A 19018-nucleotide genomic window follows, 5' to 3' on the forward strand; every position below is an offset into this window, starting at 1 on the left:
CTATCGCGTCAGCAACCACTCGTCGTACTCGGCGGCCTGTCGCTTGTGGAGCTCGCGCAGCGCGTCGTCCTCGATGCCCTGGAACGACAGCCCGATCCCGGCGAGAGCCGTGCGCCACTGCTCGAAGTCGCGCAGCTCGCGCTCGAAGGCCCCCTCGCCGCTGCGCGCGTGCCGGATCGAGCGGATCGTCTCAGCTCCGGACGCGTCCCGCCGCTGCACCACGAGCTTGCGCGTGAAGTCACCGTCGGGCGGGGTGGAGAGACGCACGTGGGAGGTCTCGATCTCCTCCTGCGTCACGCTCCCGCGCACGAACGAGCCGTTGAAGGAGCCGTGCGGGTCATGGTGGAAGGTCCATCCCGACTCCCCCACGCGGGCCAGCCGGTAGACGAACCCGGACTGCCGAAAATGTCCCTCGACCAGCGGCAACGGGTCGCGGAAGCCGTCCCCGTAGCCGACGTCGACCACCCACCGGCCACCGGGGTTGGCCGCGGTCGGCAGACCGCGGATCTCCAGCGCCAGATGGTCCAGGGTCCCCGAGGCGCCGGTCGCCTCGAGCATCTGGCCGGTGCGGCGTACGACGTCGAAGCCCAGCTCTGCCAGCGCCAGCGAGAAGACGCCGTTGTTGTGGAAGCAGTAGCCGGCGTTGCGCCCGGCCGCCACCCGCTCGAGCGTCTCCGCCGGGTCGACAGCGTCGGGCATCCCCGTGGCTCCGATGGCGGCGAGCATGATCGAGAGGTTCTCGTAGGGCAGCGTGTCGAGATGGCGGTGGTGAAGATCGACGAGCGTCTCGTACGTCGCCTCCGGCCGTCCCTCGATGCCGAGCCGTCGCAGATAGCCGTCGATCACCGTTCGTACCTCCCGTGCCGGTGGACCAGCGGGTCGGCGTCGTCGCCGACCTCGAGCGACACGATCTCGCACGTCGCCAGGGCCGACCAACCGATTTCCGTCATCGAGACCAGGCGTACGCCGGCCCAGGTCGGGGCGTCGGTGAGGCGGCGGCCGAACTCGGTCGTCTCCCACGACCCCAGCCGGAACGCGCCGCCAGGAGCGGGAGCGGTGCCGCCGAACGCCTCGGCCAGGTCGCGGTGACGCCAGTGGAGCAGCGACACGACGCCGACGCCGGTCTCCTCGAGCTCGTCCCGCAGGTCCGAGTCGGGGTCGAGCAGACCGAGCACGGCGCCGGGCGCCCCGTTGGCCATCATCAGCGAGGAGACCGTGAGCCCGGCCCAAGAACCAGCAGAGCCGGAGGTCCACAGCGAGACCCGCCCACCCAGACGACCGCGCCACCGGCGTACCGGATCCTCCGGCGTCGGGAACGGGTGGGACGAGTGGATCGTCAGGCTACGTCCTTGGTCGGCCGCGAAGACTTCGAAGACTTCTTCGCCGGCTTCTCACCGGTGGCCAGCTTCTTGGCGTCGGTGGCGTACATGTCGACGTACTCCTGACCGGACAGCTTCAGGATCTCGTAGACGATCTCGTCGGTGATCGCCCGCAGGATGTAGCGGTCGTTGGCCATGCCCTCGTAGCGCGAGAAGTCCAGCGGCTTGCCGAAGACGATCCGCGGCCGGACGATCTTGCCGAGCTTCTTGCCCGGGGGCGCGATCACGTCGGTGCCGATCACCGCGACCGGGATCACCGGAGCGCCGGTGTCCAGAGCCAGCCGGGCGATGCCGGTGCGGCCCCGGTAGAGCTTGCCGTCGTGGGAACGCGTGCCCTCGGGATAGATCCCGAAGAGCTCGCCGTCGCCGAGCACCCGCTTCGCGGCGATCAGGGCGCCCTCGGCCGCAGTCGCCCCCGACCGGTCGATCGGCACGTTGCCGGTGCCGCTGAAGAACGTACGCTGCAGGAAACCCTTCACGCCCGTGCCGGTGAAGTACTCCGCCTTCGCCACGAACCGCACCATCCGCGGTGAGCCCAGCGGCATGAAGAGCCAGTCGGCGTAGGAGAGGTGGTTGCCGGCCAGGATCGCCGGGCCCTTGCGCGGGATGTTCTCGACACCCTCCCAGGTCGGGCGGAAAACAGCCCGGAGCAGAGGCCCGACAGCGACCCACTTCAAGAACGAGTAGAAGAGCTTCGTCGACACCCCATCGCCTTCCCAAATTGCCTTCGACCGATGAGCCTATAACGAGACAGGTACTTCTACTCGCGCACCCTGTCATGAGATCCGGCTAGGCTGGAAGAGTGAGTGACCGAGACGACCGGCCCGAGGACACGACCGGGGCCTCCGACGACGCCTCCGTGCCTGCAGACGGACCGTCGTCGGACGAGGAAGCCTGGCGCGAGATCGTCGAGAACTACGGCGACCGCCCCGCCCTCGAGGAGGAGCCAGTCTCCCGTGGTCTCTTCGAGAAGAAGATCGACATCGTCGAGCCCGTCGAGGACCCGGACCCCTCCGAGGACATGTGGCGCGACGACGAGGAGGGCTATGTCCCGCCGCCTCCGCCGCCGCTGCCGAAGCCGACCCCGGCGCGCCTGCTGGCCTGGATCGGTGTGCTCGGCGCACCGGTCGCCGTGCTCGTGCTGATCGTGGTCACCCAGATCACCGACCGCCACTTCGACAGCTGGGTCATCGGCGGCCTGGTCGCGGCCTTCATCGCCGGGTTCGTCTACCTGCTGATGACGATGCCGTCCGAGCCCCGCGATCCCTGGGACGACGGCGCCCGCGTCTAGCCCGCGGTGGCCCGGCGGGCCAGGATGCTCGCCCCCACGACCCCGGCCTCCGCACCGAAGGCGGCTTCCACGATCGGCGGCACCTCGCGGTGGAGGCGACCGACGAGCGAGGCCTCCAAGGCCGTCCGGGCGGGCGCCAGCAGCAGGTCGCCCGCGGTCGAGACTCCGCCGCCGACGACCAGCAGCTCGGGGTCGAAGGCGGCCACCAGGCCGGCCAGCCCGACGCCCAGCCACGACCCCACCGACTCGTACGCAGCGAGCGCGAGCGCATCGCCGCCGGCCGCGGCGGCGGTGACCGCCGGGCCGGTGATCTTGAGCGGATCGCCCGCGGCCAGCTCGTCGAGCGGGCCACCGGCATGCTTCTCGGTCTCCACCCGGGCGCGCACGAAGGCGACCAGCGCGTTGCCGGAGGAGTACTGCTCCCAGCAGCCGGTGAGACCGCACTCGCAGGGCAGCCCGCCGGGCACGACCTGCATGTGGCCGAACTCCCCGGCCATGCCGTTGCGACCGCGCACGACCTTGCCGTCCAGGATCACGGCGCCGCCGATGCCGGTGCCGAGCGTGATGAGCAGGGCGGAGTCGACGCCGCGGGCGGCGCCCAGCTCCAGCTCGGCCAGAGCGGCGCAGTTGGCGTCGTTGTCGAGCGCCACCCGGGTGCCCCAGCGCGCGGACAGCCGGCTCAGGGTCGGCTCGCCGCGCCAGGGCAGGTGCGGAGCGAACATGACCCGCTCCCCCGCCGCGTCGACGAACCCGGCCGCAGCGAGCCCGACCCCGGCGACGGGCCGGCCGGCGGCCACCTCGGTGACCGCCTCGGTCAGGGCGTCCTCCACCAGCTCGAGCTCGACCCGCCGCCCCGGAGTGCTGCGGTGAGCGGTGCGGAGCACCTCACCGGCCGGCGAGACCTCCGCCGCGAGCACCTTGGTGCCACCGATGTCGACACCGATGTGCAGGCTCACTGGACCCGGCTCATTGGATCAAGGCTCACTGGATCCGGCTCACCTGCGGGCCAGGTCGGCCGCGCCGATCAGCCCTGCCTCGTTGCCCAGCGTCGCCTTGCGGATGTCGAGCATCGGCCGGTGGCCGCGGCCGGTCAGCTGCGCCAGGAACGCACGCCGAGCAGGCCCGAGGAGCAGGTCGTCGGCCTCGGCCACGCCGCCGCCGATGGCCACCACGGCCGGGTCGAGCACCGCGGCGATCGAGGCGATCCCCTCGCCGAGCCAGATGCCGAGGTCGGTCAGCGCTTCGATCGCGAAGGCGTCGCCGTCCCGGGCAGCCTCGGTGATCAGCGGGCCCTTGATCTTGTCGAGGTCACCCTCGGCCCGGTCCAGGACCTCGCGGGCGAGCAGCGAGCCGCCGCGCGCCGCGGCGCGGACGTTGCGCACCAGGGCCGACCCCGAGGCGTACTGCTCCCAGCAGCCGCGGTTGCCGCAGCCGCACAGGTGACCGTTGGGCACGACCCGCATGTGGCCGATCTCGGCGCCGACGCCGAAGGCACCACGGTAGAGGTCGCCCTCGAGCACCAGGCCGCCGCCGACACCGGTGCCGACGGTCACCAGCATCATGTTGTCGACCTCGGCACCCGCGCCGTACTCGAACTCGCCCCACGCGGCGGCGTTGGCGTCGTTCTCGATCACGACCGGCAGCTCGAGGACCTTCTCCAGGCGCTCCTTGAGCGGCACGTCCCGCCAGGCGATGTTGGGGGCGAACAGAACCGTCGACCGGCCCTTGTCGATGTAGCCCGCGGCGCCGATGCCGACGCACTCGATCGGGTGCTTGGTCTTGAGCTCCTGGACCACCTCGACGATGGCCGCCTCGATGGCCTCCGGGCTCTTCGCCGGCGACTCGACCCGGTGGTCCTCGATGATGTTGCCGTCGTGGTCGACGACGCCGCCGAGGATCTTGGTGCCGCCCACGTCGACACCGCAGGCCAGCTTCTTCGTCGTCGTCATGCCTCAGCTCCAGCCGTCGAGATCGATCCGTTCGACCTTCTCCGAGCGTCGCGCCCAGTCCCGGGTCGCATCTTCCTCAGCCCGCACGCCATCACTGTGAGCATCCTCGCCTTCACTAGGGCCAGCACCCGGACTCGTGGCCGCCGCGTTGAGCACCGTGGCCACGGCCTGCATCAACGATGCGGCAGCGCTGGCCAGATGCACCTTGACCTCCGGGCTCGACTCCCGGAGGACATGAACGGTACGGCACAACGGGCAGTAGGTGCACTCCGGTGCCCCCGTTCCGAGATGCTCTCCGAGCCCCTCGGTGAGGTGGCCGATCCGGGAGTCCTTGGCCCACTCGCCGATGGCCTCCATCAGCCGGCCGAGCTCCTCGGCGGTCGAGCCCAACGGCTCGTCCGCCCACTCGTGGCGCTGCTCGCTCACGATTACTCGCTCTCGATGTTCGTCGTCTGCCGAGAAAACGTTACTCGCAGCTCCCCACCCTCGACGCGCGCCCCGCTGACGCGCATCCGGGCGAGTGCGGCGGGCAGGGTCAGCAGCCGCCGGTAGGCCCCGACGGTGATCGCCAGCTCGTCGCCGTTGCGGCCCAGCTGGACCTGGTCGCGCTCCACCCACTGGGCCAGCCCGGGCAACGCCAGATGGACGACGGTGGCCTCGCCCGTGGTCTCGGTGCGGAACGGAGCCGCGGTCTCGGGGACAGCCAGCGGGTCGATGCTGCCGGACCAGGCGTACGCCGCCTCGGCGACCTCGCGCAGGTCCTCGACGCCCACGGGCTCGGAGGGCCGGTAGAACGAGCGCCACACCGGCAGCCCCTCGAAGGAGGCGCCGATGTCGCCGAGCACGTCGTCCTGGGCCTTGACCCAGCCGGCCCGCCAGTCGTCGGAGCCGCCCGCCGGGAAGATCCGGTTGGCGACGACACCGTCGACGCGGTAGCCGTAGAGGGACAGCGTCGTCCACGACCGTCGTGCCTCGGCGAGCACGACCCGCTCGGGGGTCAGCACGATGCGTACGGATGCCTCGGGGCCCGACAGCAGGGCGCGGACGTCGGCGAGCTCGTCGTGGAGCCGGACGAGCGCGTCGAAGACGGAGTCGCCGGGCATCGGCACCCCGGCGGCCTTGGTGAGCACGGGCTTGAGCGCCTTCACCATCTTGCGCTGGACCGGGAGGATGCGCTCCAGATACCAGCCCAGGGCCTCGGGAAGGGCGAGCAGACGCAGCGTCTCGGCGGTCGGGGCGCAGTCGACCACGATCGTGTCCCACTCCCCCGACACGGCCATCCGGCGCAGCTCCAGGAGCGCGAAGACCTCCTCGGCACCCGGGATGACCGTCAGCTCCTCCGCCGCGATCCGGTCCACCCCGATGGTGTCCAGGACGCTCAGCAGATAGCCCTGCACCTCGGCCCACGACTCCTCGAAGCGGCGCTGCGCGTCGACGTGCTGGACGTAGAGATGGTCGGAGACCTGCACGGGCTCGGAGCCGAGCGCTGCCTCGAGGCCGAAGGCATCGCCCAGGGAGTGGGCGGCGTCGGTCGAGAGGACCAGCGTGCGCAGCCCGCGGGCCGCGGACATCGCCGCGGTGCCGGCCGAGACGGTCGACTTGCCGACGCCGCCCTTGCCGGTGAAGAGAAGGATTCTCACGAAGGCATGCCCTACTTCTCCACCCGCTGCTTGAGGCCTCGCAGGGCGGTGTCGATCAGGACCTTCTCGCCCTTGCGCTTGAGCATGCCGATCAGCGGGATGCTCAGGTCGAGCGCGAGCCGGTAGGTGACCTCGGTGCGGCCGCCGAGGTCGCGCAGCACATAGGCGCCGTCCATCGACCGCAGCAGGTTGCCCTTCACCAGCGACCAGGTCACCTGGCGGTCGTCGTCCCAGTCGTAGGCCAGGGTGTATTCGTCCTTGATCGGCGCGACGTCGAGCACGAATCGGACCTGCTCGGCCCGCCCGTCGACGCCGGTCTCGATGACGTTGACCTCCTGCATGCCTTTGGCCCACGCCGGATAGGACTTGAAGTCCGCGATCACCGCCATCACTGCCGAGGGCGCGGCCTCGATCACGATCGTCGAGGTGGTCTGATCGGCCATCGGTGGTGTCCTCACTCCCTGACTTGCTAGGTGGCATGGAGCGTACCGGATAGCATCCCGGTGAAATGGTCGGGCTGTGACGGGGGTAACCTCCGGTTCGTACCCACCTACCATCAGTATGCGGAGGCCCTTGTGCGCGAGTTCTCCACGCCCGCGACGTACGTTGTTCCCCCCACCGGCAACCTGAGCGACGACGTCGTGCGTAACGCCGCCGAGGCGCCCGATGCGGCCGTCCTCAGCCGCCCGGGCCCGGACGGCACCTGGGTCGACGTCACCTCCGCGGAGTTCCTCGCCGAGGTCTCGGCGGTCGCCAAAGGCCTGATCGCGGCGGGCGTCGGAGCTGGAGACCGGGTGGCGCTGCTCTCCAAGACGCGCTACGAGTGGACGCTGATCGACTACGCGATCTGGTTCGCCGGCGCGACGACCGTGCCGATCTACGAGACCTCCTCGGCCGAGCAGATCGAGTGGATCCTCCAGGACTCCGCCACCGTGGCGGTCGTCGCCGAGGACGCCGGCCACATGAGCCGGATCAGCGAGGTCCGTGCGAGCTGCACCGCGCTCAACAACGTCTGGTCGATCAACGACAACGCCGTGGACCTGCTGGTCAAGCTCGGCACCGACATCACCGACGAGCAGCTCGAGGCCCGCCGCAGCGCGGTCACGCCCGAGGACGCCGCGACCCTGATCTACACCTCCGGCACCACCGGACGCCCCAAGGGCTGCGTGCTCACCCACGGCAACTTCATGTTCGAGCTCGGTGTCGTGGTCGACTCGCTCGACGGGCTGTTCAGCATCGAGGGCCGCAGCACGCTGCTGTTCCTGCCGCTCGCGCACGTCTTCGCGCGGATCATCCAGGTCGGCTGCATCAAGTCCCGCACCCGCCTGGGCCACACCCCCGACATCAAGAACCTCGTCGCCGACCTCGGCACCTTCCAGCCGACCTTCGTGCTGGCCGTGCCGCGGGTGTTCGAGAAGGTCTACAACACCGCTTCGCAGAAGGCCGTCGCCGACGGCAAGGGCCGCATCTTCGACATGGCGACCGAGGTCGCGATCGACTACTCCCGGGCCACCGAGACCGGCAAGGCGCCGCTGCTCCTCGCGGCGAAGCACAAGCTGTTCTCCAAGCTCGTCTACGGCAAGCTGCTCGCCGCGCTCGGCGGCAACTGCTCCTACGCCGTCTCCGGCGGTGCTCCGCTCGGCGACCGCCTCGGCCACTTCTACCGCGGCATCGGCGTCACCGTCCTGGAGGGCTACGGCCTCACCGAGACGACCGGCGCCCTCACCGTCAACCTGCCCGAGGCGCTCAAGATCGGCACCGTCGGCCGGCCGATCCCCGGCACCTCGGTGCGCGTCGCCGACGACGGCGAGCTGCTCTTCAAGGGCGGCCAGGTGCTCAAGGAGTACTGGCAGAACCCCGACGCCACGGCCGAGGCCAAGACCGGCGACGGCTGGTTCCACTCCGGCGACCTCGGTGAGGTCGACGACGAGGGCTTCGTCAAGATCACCGGCCGCAAGAAGGAGATCCTGGTCACCGCCGGCGGCAAGAACGTCGCCCCGGCCGTCCTCGAGGACCGCCTCCGCGCCCACGTGCTCGTCGACCAGTGCATCGTCGTCGGCGACGGCCAGCCGTTCATCGGCGCCATCGTCACCATCGACCCCGAGGCCCTGCCCACCTGGGCCGAGGCCAACGGCAAGTCCGGCAACATCGAGGATCTCGTCGAGGACGAGGACCTGCGCGCCGTGATCCAGAGCGCCGTCGACGACGCCAACAAGGCGGTCTCGAAGGCCGAGTCGATCCGCAAGTTCGTGATCATCCCCGACTCCTGGACCGAGGAGGGTGGCCAGCTCACCCCCAGCCTCAAGCTCAAGCGCAACGTGGTCATGCGCGAGTTCAGCCACGAGGTCGACGCGCTCTACGCAAAGTAAAGGCTGTTCCAGTGGCGTCGAGTCGGCGCATCTGACCCCGTGCCTGGCGAAGCGAAGCGAGCCAGAGGGGTCGGATGCGCCGACTCGGCCTTAACTCAGTCCAGCACCCGCCGAGCGATCGCGATCCGCTGCAGGGTCGTCGGGTGCGAACCGAACCACCACTGCGACCAGGCTTGCGGCGACGGGTCGGAGAGCGAGCGTACGCCGAGGGCGTGCTGCAGCCGCGTGAACGACTTCAGGTCGCCGGTGGCGTGGAGCGCGTCGACATCGGCGCGGGCCTCGACCTGCCTGCTGAGCCCGTTCTGCACGGGCATCGCCAGCACGCTCGCGAGCGCGAAGACCGCCAGCAGCATCGGGATGCCTTCGGGGGTGGCGTACTCCTCCGGGCGGCGGTAGGAGAGCAGCAGGCCCAGCAGACCGACGGCGGTGACCGCTCCGGCGGCGCCGATGACGGTGCCGACCAGGACGTCGTCGTGCTTGGCATGGGCGAGCTCGTGGGCGACCACGGAGAGGACCGCCCCGCGCGCGGCCGCGCCTCGCTGCGAGTCGACGAGGTTGTCGTAGAGGACGACCCGGCGGGTGGAGCCGAAGCCGGTGACGTACGCGTTGAGCGACGTCGTCCGCCGGGAGGCATCGACCACCAGGACATCGTCGAGATCGACGCCCTCGCGCTCGGCGATCGCCATCACCTCGGTGCGGAACTGGCCGCGCGGCAGCGGCTCGAAGTCGTTGAACAGCGGCTCGATGACGACCGGGTAGACGAAGGAGCCGAGCACCACCAGGGCGGCGACCAGACCGGCGGCGAGGGCCGGCCACCAACGCCGGCCGAGACGGATGCAGGCGAAGAGCGCGAGCAGCGCCAGGGACGTGGTCACGATGCCGACGACCTGGTTGAGCAGCGAGTCCGTCAGCCAGGGCGCCCACGCCTGCCGGGAAAGCCCGTAGCGCACCTGCAGCCGGTGGAGCGCCACCCCGAACGGCAGGGTCGCGATCCAGCCGAGGAGCGTGACCACGGCGACCGCGAGCACCACCCGGAGCAGCCACGGTCCGCGCAGCCGAGCCACCAGGCGCCTCCCGAGCGAGGTGAACCCGAGCACGCAGGCGATCACCAGGGAGACGACCAGCGAAGCCCGGCTGAGCCAACGCGCGGTGCCGGAGTAGGCGAGCATCCGCTCCAGCTCCTCGGCCGTGAACACGTCGCGCTCGTCGGGAAGGTCGAGCGGGCCGCCCGGGTAGGGATGCCACGGGATCAACGCCCACGCGAGGACCACGAACGCCACCGCGCCGAGGACGAGAACCACCCAGGACGTACGCCGCGTGCTGATCACGTCGCACGCATGGTTCACTCGCTGACGCTCACTCACGACGCCACGTCCGTAGCGCAAGCGCCAGAATACGGACGCGGCGCCGTGTCGTACACATCGTTCACTCGCTGACGCTCGCTCACGACGCAGAGTGTGACAGACGGGTCCGCCAGCGGGCGGTCAGCTCGTCCTCCCCGAAGCCGAAGCTCGCCTGCAGCGCCTTCTCCAGCGAGATGCCGCGGCCGGTCTCCTCGTAGAGGTCGACCAGGGCCTGCTCGCCGCCGGCCGCGGCGAGCACCTCGCAGGCCAGCCAGGCGGCTTCGTACTCGGCGCCGAAGTGCTCCGAGCGGGTGTTGAACTCTGCCTTGCCCGGCAGGTGGTCGGGGGCGCCGTTCTCGCGGACCTGGGCCAGGATCTGGCCGGCGGTCTTGCTCAACGGGAGCGTGGTGTCGCGCAGCGCGACGTAGTCGGCGAAGCCCTCGATGAGCCACATCGGCCGACGGGTGTTGGTCGCCGCGTCGGTGGCCGCGTGCGTGGCCTCGTGGGTGATGACCACCTGGGCGCCGGGTGCGTCCAGGTCGCCGATGACGCCCTGGTTGACCCACACGTGCAGGGGTGTCCCGGCCTTCGTGGACCCGTCGACGGTCGCGGTCACCGCGGCGACGGCGGTGTAGGTGCCCTGCTGGGCGCCCAGCGCGGAGTCGAGGCCGGTGGCGGGCACCTCGAGGACCAGACGCGGCTGGTCCCACGGGATCACCTTGCGGACCTGGGTGACCGCGGTGGCGGCCAGCTCGGCGTAGCGGTCGGCGACCTCGGCCGAGGCCTGGACGATCACGAGGCTCGAGCCGCTGCGGCGCACCTCGACGGGACCGCTCAGCCACAACGGCATCCGGGTGCCCTGGGACGCCGAGAACCCGGTGATCGCCCCCTCGGCGTCGAAACCGACCCTGAGCTCCTCGGTCAGCGCCGGGTCGCCCGGCGTGCGCCACGACATCTCCACGTCGGCCATGAAGGAGCCGTCCTGCTCCACGTTGCCCGCCTCGGCGACGTACCTCGCGGTGACGTCCTCGAGGCCGATGGCGAGCGCGTTGCGCACCGCGACCGAGGCGGCGTCCTCGCCGTCGGGCTCCGCCCCCTCACGTACGCCGGCGACCAGCTGCTCCAGCGAGGCCCGGGCGCCCGCGGTGTCGGCGCGAACCACCGGCGCGGTGGTCGGAGTGGGCGCGACGTACTCGCCCCCGCCGGTGAGCCGCCACCCGACGAACCCGGCGAGGAGCATCACCAGCACCAGCGCGGCCCCGATGAGAGCGGGGCGGGCCTGGAGGCGGGAAAGAAGAGAGCCGACCGTTCGCACCTGCGAACGATCGGCCTCTTCGGGGTCCTGGGTCAACTCAGCCCGGGCGGACGGCGCCCGTGTAGGGCATCTCGTCGATCGGCGAGACCTTCACACCGGTGCTCGGGTTGGACGCATGCACCATCTGGCCGTTGCCGATGTAGATGCCGACGTGGCTGATCGGGCTGTAGAAGAAGACCAGGTCACCGGGGGCGAGCTGGTCGCGCGAGACCTGGGGGCCGCTGCTGTACTGCGCCGAGGAGGAGTGCGGCAGCGAGACACCGGCCTGACCCCAGGCACCCATGGTGAGGCCCGAGCAGTCCCACGACTCGGTGCCGGTGGCCCCGTAGACGTAGGCGTCGCCGACCTGGGCGAGGGCGTAGTCCACGGCCACCTTGGCGCGGCCCGAGGGCGGCGGCAGGTTGGACGGGATGCTGGTGTCGGTGGACTGGATGGCCTCCAGCTCATCGGCCTCGAGCTCGTCGAGCTCGGCCTGGGCCGCCTCGAACTTCTCGTCGATCTCGCTCTTCTTCTGCTGCATGGTCGTCTTGACCTTGGCCATCTGGGCCTTGGCGTCCTCGGTCGCCTCGCGACGCACCTGGAGGGCCTCGGCCTCGGTGTTGTAGCGGGCCAGCAGGTCGGCCTGCAGCGCGTTGTAGGACGAGACGGTGGCGAGACCGGCGAGGAACTCCTGCGGGTCCTCGGAGGTGATCACCTGGCCGACGGCAGAGACGTCGGAGCCCTCGAACTGGCGCAGCACGGAGTCGCGGAGCTCGGCGCGGATCTTGTCGAGCTCCTTGCTCTGGCGCTTCTCGTCGGCGTTGAGGTCCTCGAGCTGGTCCTTGAGGTCCTGCAGCCGCAGCTTGGCGTTGCTGAAGTCCTCGTTGGCCGCCTCGGCCTGCGTGTAGAGCTTGTCGACCTTCTTGCGAACGTCGTCGATGTCTGGTTCGGCCTGGGCGGGGGTCGCGGCGGGAATGATCCCGGCGACACCGATGGCGGCGATGCCGGCTGCTCCGGCAATGAGTCGCTTCCGGTCGCGTGTCACGAGCGGACGGTCTCCTTGTGTAGTCGTTGAACGCCTACCGGGTGAGCTGACGGGTTCAGGCACGACCTGCCCTACCACCGCTCCTCGACCTGGTCCCCCAGATCGCCCTTGCGGCGGATGCACCCCAGGTGATCGCACTCCGCGTTGCGGCGTACGACCGGTGTGGTTCCCCGGCTCCTGGCCCGCCCCGAAGCGGGCCTGGACTAAGCGCGACACTCGCGTGAGTCGGTTGACTCACTCCCACGAGTGCCAAGTTCCTGCGCACACTAGCCGACGGGATCCCCCACCTGCCAACCACCCACGCCCAAAAGTTCGGCTACATACCCTCCACTAATGGCAGAGCCACCATCCGCAGCGGCGGGACCAGCCCACCATCGGCGAGCACGTCGAGCGCCCGGCGCTCCTCGTCCTCGATGGTCAGCTCCGGAGGCGGGCCCAGCAGCACGGTGACCACGCAGTCGTGGCACGCCAGTCCGCGCACGAGGCAGGTGTCACAGTCGATTCTCGTCGTCATGCTGCGACGGTCTCACCGACCACCGACATTTTTGCTTTCGTACGGTTGCGTGCGGCGTGTCACCACCATCGCAGCGCGGTATTCGAGGCGGCGATCGTCGGCCCGGTCTCTACACTTGACGTATGGAGGTCTCCGCGTACGCGACGCTCCCCGACACGGTCCGGGGGCGCATCGTCGCGCTCACGGCCGGGGTGCTTCCCGACGTGGTGCGCCTCCCGCCCGCGCTCAAGCGGATCGCCGACTTCGCCCCCGCCCGGCGCGCCAAGGCCGGCGGCGCGATGATCGCCTCGGTGCTCGAGACCGACGACGAGGTGCGGGAGAAGGTCGGGAGCCAGCTGCGCCCGGCGTACGTCTCCGAGGGCTCCGCCGAGGACCTCACGCTGCCCGAGGATCCGGCCGAGGCGGCCGCCGTCGTGTGGCTCGTCCGGCCCGACGGCTGGGAGGTCTCGCTCAAGGAGGCCCTGGACCGGCTGGACGCGGCCGCGGTCCCGGCGGTCGACGCCGAGGTCGCGCGCCTGCGCGGCAAGCTCGCCGCCGCGGAGGACGAGATCCGTGAGGTGCGCGCCGACCGCAAGGCCCGTCTCGACGAGCTCAAGGCCGACAACACCACGCTGCGACGCAAGCTCGGCGAGGCCCGGGCCGCCGCCCGCGAGGCCGGCACCGGGCTGGACGAGGCCCTGACCGAGGCGCGCGAGGCGCTCGCCCGCGCCCAGGACGAGCTGGCCGCACGCGACCGGCAGCTGCGCCAGCTCCGCAGCCAGGTCGACAAGCTGGAGCGCGAGGCGGCCGCGGAGCGGCGCACCTCGAAGACGGATCGCGAGGACGCCTCGCTGCGGGCCCGCTTCCTGCTCGACACCCTGCTCGACGCGGCCGGAGGACTCCGCCGCGAGCTCGCCCTGCCCCCGGTCACCGGCACCCCGGGCGAGCGAGTCGAGGCCGAGCTGGCCTCCGCGGACGCCGCCGCGGGCGCCGGAGTCACCAGCAGCGCCCACCTCGAGCAGTTCCTGGCGATGCCCAGGGTCCGGCTGATCGTGGACGGCTACAACGTCTCCAAGGCCCTGTGGCCCGACTCCGCGCTCGATGCCCAGCGGCTGCGGCTGCTGCGCGCGATCGCTCCGATCGCGGCCCGCACCGGCGCCGAGACGACCGTCGTCTTCGACGCCCACTCCGCGTCCGTACGTCCCACCGCCGTGCCTCCGCGCGGCGTCAAGGTCCTCTTCTCCCCCGAGGGCGTCATCGCCGACGACGTCATCCGCGACCTCGTCGACGCCGAGCCCGCCGGCCGCATCATCCTCGTCGCCACCGACGACGCCGAGATCATCAAGGACGTACGCCGCGCCGGCGCCCGCACCGTCCCCCTCTCCTCCCTCTCGCCTCTGCTCGGCTGACCGCGCTGCGCGAACTGCGAAGCAATCGCCGACAACCCAGCGCCGGAGCGCTCCTCGTCTGGACGCAGCGGAGCGAGGGAGCGAAGCGACTGAGCGCAGCGGAGGAAGACGAGGATCAAGCGCAGGCGCTGCGCGAATTGCGAAGCAATCGCCACAAGTACAGCGCCAGAGCGCTCCTCGTCTGGACGCAGCGCAGCGAGGAGCGCAGCGACGAACGAAGCGGAGGAAGACGAGGATCAAGCGAAAGCGCTGCGCGAATTGCGAAGCAATCGCATCAAGTACAGCGCCAGAGCGCTCCTCGTCTGGACGCAGCGCAGTGAGGAGCGCAGCGACGAACGGAGCGGAGGAAGACGAGGATCAAGCGCAGGCGCTGCGCGAATTGCGAAGCAATCGCATCAAGAACTGTCGGTGAGACCCGCTAGTGTGTTCGAACATGAGCAGTGCGGCGGTTCGTGAGGCGCGGAAGGAGATGCGCGCCCGAGCCGTGGCACGCCGGCACCAGGAGACCGCTGGCCGTTGGGAGGCGCAGCGCGGCTTCGACGAGCTCGGCCGACCGCTGCGCGACCTCACCTTCTGCGTGGTCGACCTGGAGACGACCGGCAACAGCCCCGACAACGGCGGCATGATCACCGAGATCGGCGCGGTGAAGGTGCGCGGCGGCGAGGTGCTGGGCGAGTTCCAGACCCTGGTCAACCCACACACCGGCATCCCACCGTCGATCGCGGTCCTGACCGGCATCACCAACTCGATGGTCGCCTCCTCCCCCACGATCGAGTCGGTGCTGCCGGCGTTCCTCGAGTTCGCCGAGGGCTGCGTGCTGGTCGCCCACAACGCCCCCTTCGACGTGGGCTTCCTCAAGCACTTCGCCGCGAAGCAGGAGCGGCCGTGGCCGCGCTTCGAGGTGCTCGACACGGTGAAGATCGCCCGCCGGGTGATCACCCGCGACGAGGCGCCCAACCACAAGCTCGGCTCGCTCGCCCGGGTCTTCGGCTCCCCCACGACCCCCAACCACCGCGCGCTCCAGGACGCCCGGGCGACCGTCGACGTCCTCCACGGGATGATGGAGCGCCTCGGCAACCTCGGCGTTCTGACGCTCGAGGACCTGGCCGCGTTCTCGGCCAAGGTCACCACCGCCCAGCGCAAGAAGCGCCACCTGGCCGAGGACCTGCCGCACGCGCCCGGCGTCTATCTGTTCAAGGACAGCCAGGACCGGGTGCTCTACATCGGCACCTCGAAGGACCTGCGCACGCGCGTACGCACCTACTTCACCGCCTCCGAGACCCGATCCCGGATGGGCGAGATGGTCGGGCTGGCGGCGACCGTGCAGGGCATCGAGTGCGCCACGGCGCTGGAGGCCGGGGTGCGCGAGCTGCGGCTCATCGGCGAGCACAAGCCGCCCTACAACCGCCGCTCACGGCGGCCGGAGAAGATGCACTTCGTCAAGCTCACCCAGGAGCCGTGGCCGAGGCTCTCGCTGGTGAAGCGAGTGCTGGACGACGACGCCGACTACCTCGGGCCGTTCGGGTCCAAGAAGGTCGCCGAGAAGGCGCTCCAGGCGCTCCACGACACGTTCCCGATCCGGCAGTGCTCCGACCGGCTCCCGCTGCTCCCGCGCAAGACCCCGTGCGTCCTCGCCGAGCTCCACCGCTGCCTGAGCCCGTGCGACCAGAGCGTCCCGGCCGAGACGTACGCGACCTTGGTGGCCCGGGTCCGCGAGTCGCTGCTCCACCGGCCCGACGAGGTCGTCGAGACGATCACCGAGCGGCTCACCGGCCTGGCCGAGCAGGAGCGGTTCGAGGAGGCGGCCGTCCACCGCGACCGGCTCACCTCCTACCTGCGCGCCGCAGCCCGCACCCAGCGGCTCAGCGCCCTGACCCGGGTGCCCGACCTCACCGCGATCCGACGGGAGGAAGACGGCCGCTGGGCGGTCCACGTCGTCCGCCACGGGCGGCTCGCCGCGGCCGGGGTGATCCCCCGCGACGCCAACGCGCACGCCTACGTCGCCGGCCTCCAGCTCAGCGCGGAGACGGTCCTGGACGCACCCGGGCCGGTGCCGGCCGCGAGCGCCGAGGAGACCGAGCTGGTGCTGCGCTGGCTGGAGTCCCCGGGCGTACGCCTCGCTCACATCGAGGGCGAGTGGACCTGCCCGATCGGCGGTGCGGGCCGGCGGGCAGCGAGCCTCTAGGCCGATCGGCTAACGTGACCTGCGTGATCACAGCGATCGTCTTCATCAATGCCGAGGTCTCCCAGATCCCCGAGGTGGCAGAGGCCGTGGCCGCCATCGACGGCGTCAGCGAGGTCTACTCCGTGACCGGCCAGATCGACCTGATCGCCCTGGTGCGCGTCCGTGCCCACGAGGAGGTGGCCACGGTGGTCGCCGACAAGATCAACAAGGTCCCCGGCGTGCTCGAGACGGAGACCCACATCGCCTTCCGCACCTACTCCCAGGTCGACCTGGAAGCCGCCTTCTCCATCGGCCTGGACTGACGGGCAACGGGCGCAAGCCCGTCGTGTGCCGCCGAGTCGGCGCGTGATCATCTAGATCAACGAGAAGTAGCAGCGACCCACCGGTCGAGCACAGCCTGCGCCGCCCCGGAGTCGATGGCATCCGCGGCCCGGGCGATCCCGCCGGAGAGCCGCTCGTCGACGCTGCCGGAGCCGGCGTCGTGGACCGCGAGAGCGGCACCGGCGTTGAGCAGCACGGCGTCGCGTACGGCGCCCTTCTCCCCCGCCAGCAGACGACGGACGACGGAGGCGTTGTAGACGGCGTCGTCGCCGCGGAGGTCCTCGGCGGTGGCGCGGGCGATGCCGTGGTCGAGCGGCTCGACGCTCGCCTCGGTCACGACACCCTGCGAGACCATCCACACGTGGGAGCTCGTGGTGGTGGTGAGCTCGTCGAGGCCGTCGTCGCCACGGAAGACCCAGGCGTCGACGCCACGGCGGGCGAAGACCCCGGCCATGACCGGCGCCGCGGCGGCATCGGCGCAGCCGATCGCGGAGGACGCGGGGCGCGCCGGGTTGGTCAGCGGGCCGAGCAGGTTGAAGACGGTGGCGATGCCGATCTCACGCCGCGCGGCGGCGGCATGACGCATCGCGGGGTGGAAGGCCGCGGCGAACAGGAAGGTGATCCCGGCCTCCTCGGCCACCTCACCGACGCGCGAGACATCGAGGTCGAGCCGGATCCCGAGCGCCTCGAGCACGTCGGCCGACCCCGACTTGGACGAGGCGGACCGGTTGCCGTGCTTGACGATCTTGGCGCCGGCACCGGCCGCGACGATCGCCGACATCGTGGAGATGTTGACCGAGAACGACCGGTCACCACCGGTGCCGACGATGTCGAGCACGCGCCCGGGCACGAAGATCGGGTTGGCCTTGGCCAGCATCCCGTCGGCGACCCCGGCGAGCTCGTCGACGGTCTCGCCCTTGGCGCGCAGTCCCACCGCGAAGGCGGCGATCTGCGCGCTCGTCGCCTCGCCGGAGAGGATCTCCCCCATCGCCCACGCCGCCTGGTGCGCGGACAGGGACCGTCGCGCGACCAGCGTGGTGAGGACCTCGGGCCAGGAGTTGGGGGCGGACGTCATGCGCCAACGTTAACGGGCCGCAACAGTCCCACGACCGTCCGGGCCAGCTCGAACGGGTCGAGCGGGTGGGCGACGGTGGCCTCCGCACGCGACCAGGTGCCGAGCCACGCATCCTGGGGACGACCGATGAGGACCACGATCGGCGGCGCGTCCGGCACCTCGTCCTTGACCGCCTTGGCGATCCCAAGCCCGCCGGCCGGAGCGGCCTCCCCGTCGAGCACGGCCAGTGCCAGGCCGCCGGCGTCGAGCTGCGCGCGCACGGCCGGCTCGGTCGCCACCTCGACGTACTCCACCTCCGGGAGGGAGGGGTGCGGACGGCGTCCGAGAGCGAGGATCACCTGCTTGCGTACGTCGATGTCGTCGCTGTAGACGAGGATCTTCAGAGAATTCGAGGTGGTGTCGGTCACACCCCGATGCTAGCGCCAACACCAGGGTCCGCGGCCACATGTCACACACCGAACCTGAGCGGTGTCCAAGGGGTGTGAAGGCACCCTCGGACACGACACACAGGGTCCCAAGAAGACTCTGGGAAAGGGGCAGGACATAATGGCGGGCGTGGCGACAGTATCGACTCTTCCAACAGCCCGCCTGCACGGGCATCACGACCGTCCGAGCATGGTCAGCGTGGGGACGATCATCTGGCTCGCAAGCGAGCTGATGTTCTTCGCGGCGCTGTTCGCGGCCTACTTCACGATCCGCGCGGTCAGCCCCGAGGTGTGGGAGGCAAACACCGAGGGACTCAACATCCCGTTCGCGGCGGTCAACACGACCATCCTCGTGCTGTCGTCGTTCACCTGCCAGTTCGGCGTCTTCGCCGCCGAGCGCGGCCAGGTCGGACGTAAGGGCTCCCTGCTCGCGATCCGCCTGTGGGGCCTGCGTGAGTGGTTCATCCTCACCTACCTCATGGGCGCGGTCTTCATCGCCGGTCAGGCGACGGAGTACGCGGCCCTGGTCCAGGAAGGCATCGCCCTCAACCGGGGCATCACCGGTCCTGACGACCCCTACGGCTCGGTCTTCTACCTGACCACCGGCTTCCACGGCCTGCACGTCACCGGCGGTCTGATCGCCTTCCTCTTCGTGCTCGGCCGGACCTACGTCGCCAAGCGCTTCACCCACGAGCAGGCCGTCTCCGCGATCGTCGTGTCCTACTACTGGCACTTCGTCGACGTGGTGTGGATCGGCCTGTTCGCGACCATCTACCTCCTCAAGTGACCAAGGACTGAAT

The 19018-nt window shown here is 70.5% G+C and carries 20 protein-coding genes and 1 riboswitch; of the genes, 6 read left to right on the top strand and 14 right to left on the bottom strand.

Features of this window, described 5'->3' with window-relative positions; all coding sequences use genetic code 11:
* From OG984_RS10790 to OG984_RS10800, 3 genes are read right to left on the bottom strand one after another with little or no spacing between them, the layout of a single operon-like run.
* Entirely contained in the window at nt 1–846 is an 846-nt protein-coding gene (locus tag OG984_RS10790; protein ID WP_328531584.1) for an arylamine N-acetyltransferase family protein, read from the bottom strand.
* Nucleotides 843–1340: a flavin reductase family protein gene (locus tag OG984_RS10795; protein WP_328532348.1), complete on the bottom strand. Its 498-nt coding sequence runs from the start codon at nt 1338–1340 to the stop codon at nt 843–845. Before OG984_RS10795 ends, OG984_RS10790 begins: the two co-directional genes overlap by 4 nt.
* On the bottom strand, nt 1337–2083 hold the full coding sequence (locus OG984_RS10800; protein ID WP_328531585.1) for a lysophospholipid acyltransferase family protein: 747 nt from the start codon (nt 2081–2083) through the stop codon (nt 1337–1339). The genes OG984_RS10795 and OG984_RS10800 overlap by 4 nt, the downstream gene beginning before the upstream one ends.
* A 98-nt stretch (nt 2084–2181) precedes the next feature.
* On the opposite strand from OG984_RS10800, the gene OG984_RS10805 reads away from it, so the two are divergent.
* The gene (locus tag OG984_RS10805) at nt 2182–2670 is read left to right on the top strand and encodes a hypothetical protein (RefSeq protein ID WP_328531586.1); all 489 of its coding nucleotides are present in this window, start codon (nt 2182–2184) and stop codon (nt 2668–2670) included.
* Here OG984_RS10805 and OG984_RS10810 read toward each other — a convergent pair.
* The 5 genes from OG984_RS10810 to OG984_RS10830 are packed head-to-tail and all read right to left on the bottom strand — an operon-like array spanning nt 2667 to nt 6702.
* Nucleotides 2667–3626 (bottom strand): ROK family protein, encoded by a 960-nt coding sequence (locus tag OG984_RS10810; RefSeq protein WP_328531587.1) that lies wholly within the window; start codon nt 3624–3626, stop codon nt 2667–2669. The genes OG984_RS10805 and OG984_RS10810 overlap by 4 nt on opposite strands.
* Before the next feature lie 39 nt (nt 3627–3665).
* Nucleotides 3666–4619, bottom strand: a complete 954-nt coding sequence (locus OG984_RS10815) for an ROK family glucokinase (protein WP_008363120.1) — start codon at nt 4617–4619, stop codon at nt 3666–3668.
* Nucleotides 4620–4622: 3 nt separating this feature from the next.
* The gene (locus OG984_RS10820) at nt 4623–5045 is read right to left on the bottom strand and encodes a DUF5304 family protein (RefSeq protein ID WP_328531588.1); all 423 of its coding nucleotides are present in this window, start codon (nt 5043–5045) and stop codon (nt 4623–4625) included.
* 2 nt (nt 5046–5047) lie between these two features.
* The gene (locus OG984_RS10825; protein ID WP_328531589.1) at nt 5048–6259 is read right to left on the bottom strand and encodes an ArsA family ATPase; all 1212 of its coding nucleotides are present in this window, start codon (nt 6257–6259) and stop codon (nt 5048–5050) included.
* A gap of 11 nt (nt 6260–6270) precedes the next feature.
* Nucleotides 6271–6702 (bottom strand): SRPBCC family protein, encoded by a 432-nt coding sequence (locus tag OG984_RS10830; RefSeq protein WP_328531590.1) that lies wholly within the window; start codon nt 6700–6702, stop codon nt 6271–6273.
* Nucleotides 6703–6834: 132 nt separating this feature from the next.
* Here OG984_RS10830 and OG984_RS10835 point away from each other — a divergent pair, with 132 nt between their 5' ends.
* A complete protein-coding gene (locus OG984_RS10835; RefSeq protein WP_328531591.1) occupies nt 6835–8628 on the top strand; it encodes an AMP-dependent synthetase/ligase in 1794 nt (597 codons plus the stop codon).
* A 95-nt stretch (nt 8629–8723) separates the two neighbouring features.
* Here OG984_RS10835 and OG984_RS10840 read toward each other — a convergent pair whose 3' ends face one another.
* The 4 genes from OG984_RS10840 to OG984_RS10855 all read right to left on the bottom strand — a co-directional run bounded on the left by OG984_RS10840 (nt 8724) and on the right by OG984_RS10855 (nt 12824).
* Nucleotides 8724–9974, bottom strand: coding sequence for a M48 family metallopeptidase (locus OG984_RS10840; RefSeq protein ID WP_328531592.1), 1251 nt, complete (start codon nt 9972–9974; stop codon nt 8724–8726).
* 97 nt (nt 9975–10071) lie between these two features.
* Complete coding sequence (locus tag OG984_RS10845; protein ID WP_328531593.1) at nt 10072–11286, bottom strand: hypothetical protein; 1215 nt, start codon at nt 11284–11286, stop codon at nt 10072–10074.
* 37 nt (nt 11287–11323) lie between these two features.
* Nucleotides 11324–12310, bottom strand: coding sequence for a C40 family peptidase (locus OG984_RS10850; RefSeq protein WP_328531594.1), 987 nt, complete (start codon nt 12308–12310; stop codon nt 11324–11326).
* Between the two features lie 15 nt (nt 12311–12325).
* A riboswitch (cyclic di-AMP (ydaO/yuaA leader) is annotated at nt 12326–12530 on the bottom strand.
* 96 nt (nt 12531–12626) lie between these two features.
* Nucleotides 12627–12824, bottom strand: coding sequence for a hypothetical protein (locus OG984_RS10855; protein WP_008363129.1), 198 nt, complete (start codon nt 12822–12824; stop codon nt 12627–12629).
* A 122-nt stretch (nt 12825–12946) separates the two neighbouring features.
* Here OG984_RS10855 and OG984_RS10860 point away from each other — a divergent pair, with 122 nt between their 5' ends.
* The 3 genes from OG984_RS10860 (at nt 12947) to OG984_RS10870 (ending at nt 16699) form a co-directional block, all read left to right on the top strand.
* Nucleotides 12947–14212 (top strand): NYN domain-containing protein, encoded by a 1266-nt coding sequence (locus tag OG984_RS10860; protein ID WP_328531595.1) that lies wholly within the window; start codon nt 12947–12949, stop codon nt 14210–14212.
* 433 nt (nt 14213–14645) lie between these two features.
* Complete coding sequence (locus OG984_RS10865; RefSeq protein WP_328531596.1) at nt 14646–16397, top strand: DEDD exonuclease domain-containing protein; 1752 nt, start codon at nt 14646–14648, stop codon at nt 16395–16397.
* A 23-nt stretch (nt 16398–16420) separates the two neighbouring features.
* On the top strand, nt 16421–16699 hold the full coding sequence (locus tag OG984_RS10870) for an Lrp/AsnC family transcriptional regulator (protein WP_328531597.1): 279 nt from the start codon (nt 16421–16423) through the stop codon (nt 16697–16699).
* A 56-nt stretch (nt 16700–16755) separates the two neighbouring features.
* On the opposite strand, the gene trpD is transcribed toward OG984_RS10870, so the two are convergent.
* Together trpD and OG984_RS10880 are read right to left on the bottom strand one after the other, a co-directional pair.
* Nucleotides 16756–17793 (bottom strand): anthranilate phosphoribosyltransferase, encoded by a 1038-nt coding sequence (trpD, locus tag OG984_RS10875; RefSeq protein WP_328531598.1) that lies wholly within the window; start codon nt 17791–17793, stop codon nt 16756–16758.
* Nucleotides 17790–18200 (bottom strand): hypothetical protein, encoded by a 411-nt coding sequence (locus tag OG984_RS10880; protein ID WP_328531599.1) that lies wholly within the window; start codon nt 18198–18200, stop codon nt 17790–17792. The genes trpD and OG984_RS10880 overlap by 4 nt, the downstream gene beginning before the upstream one ends.
* Before the next feature lie 139 nt (nt 18201–18339).
* On the opposite strand from OG984_RS10880, the gene ctaE reads away from it, so the two are divergent.
* Nucleotides 18340–19005 (top strand): aa3-type cytochrome oxidase subunit III, encoded by a 666-nt coding sequence (gene ctaE / locus OG984_RS10885; RefSeq protein WP_328531600.1) that lies wholly within the window; start codon nt 18340–18342, stop codon nt 19003–19005.
* Nucleotides 19006–19018 lie beyond the last annotated feature (13 nt).

The organism is Nocardioides sp. NBC_00368 (assembly GCF_036090055.1).
Classification (GTDB): Bacteria; Actinomycetota; Actinomycetes; order Propionibacteriales; family Nocardioidaceae; genus Nocardioides.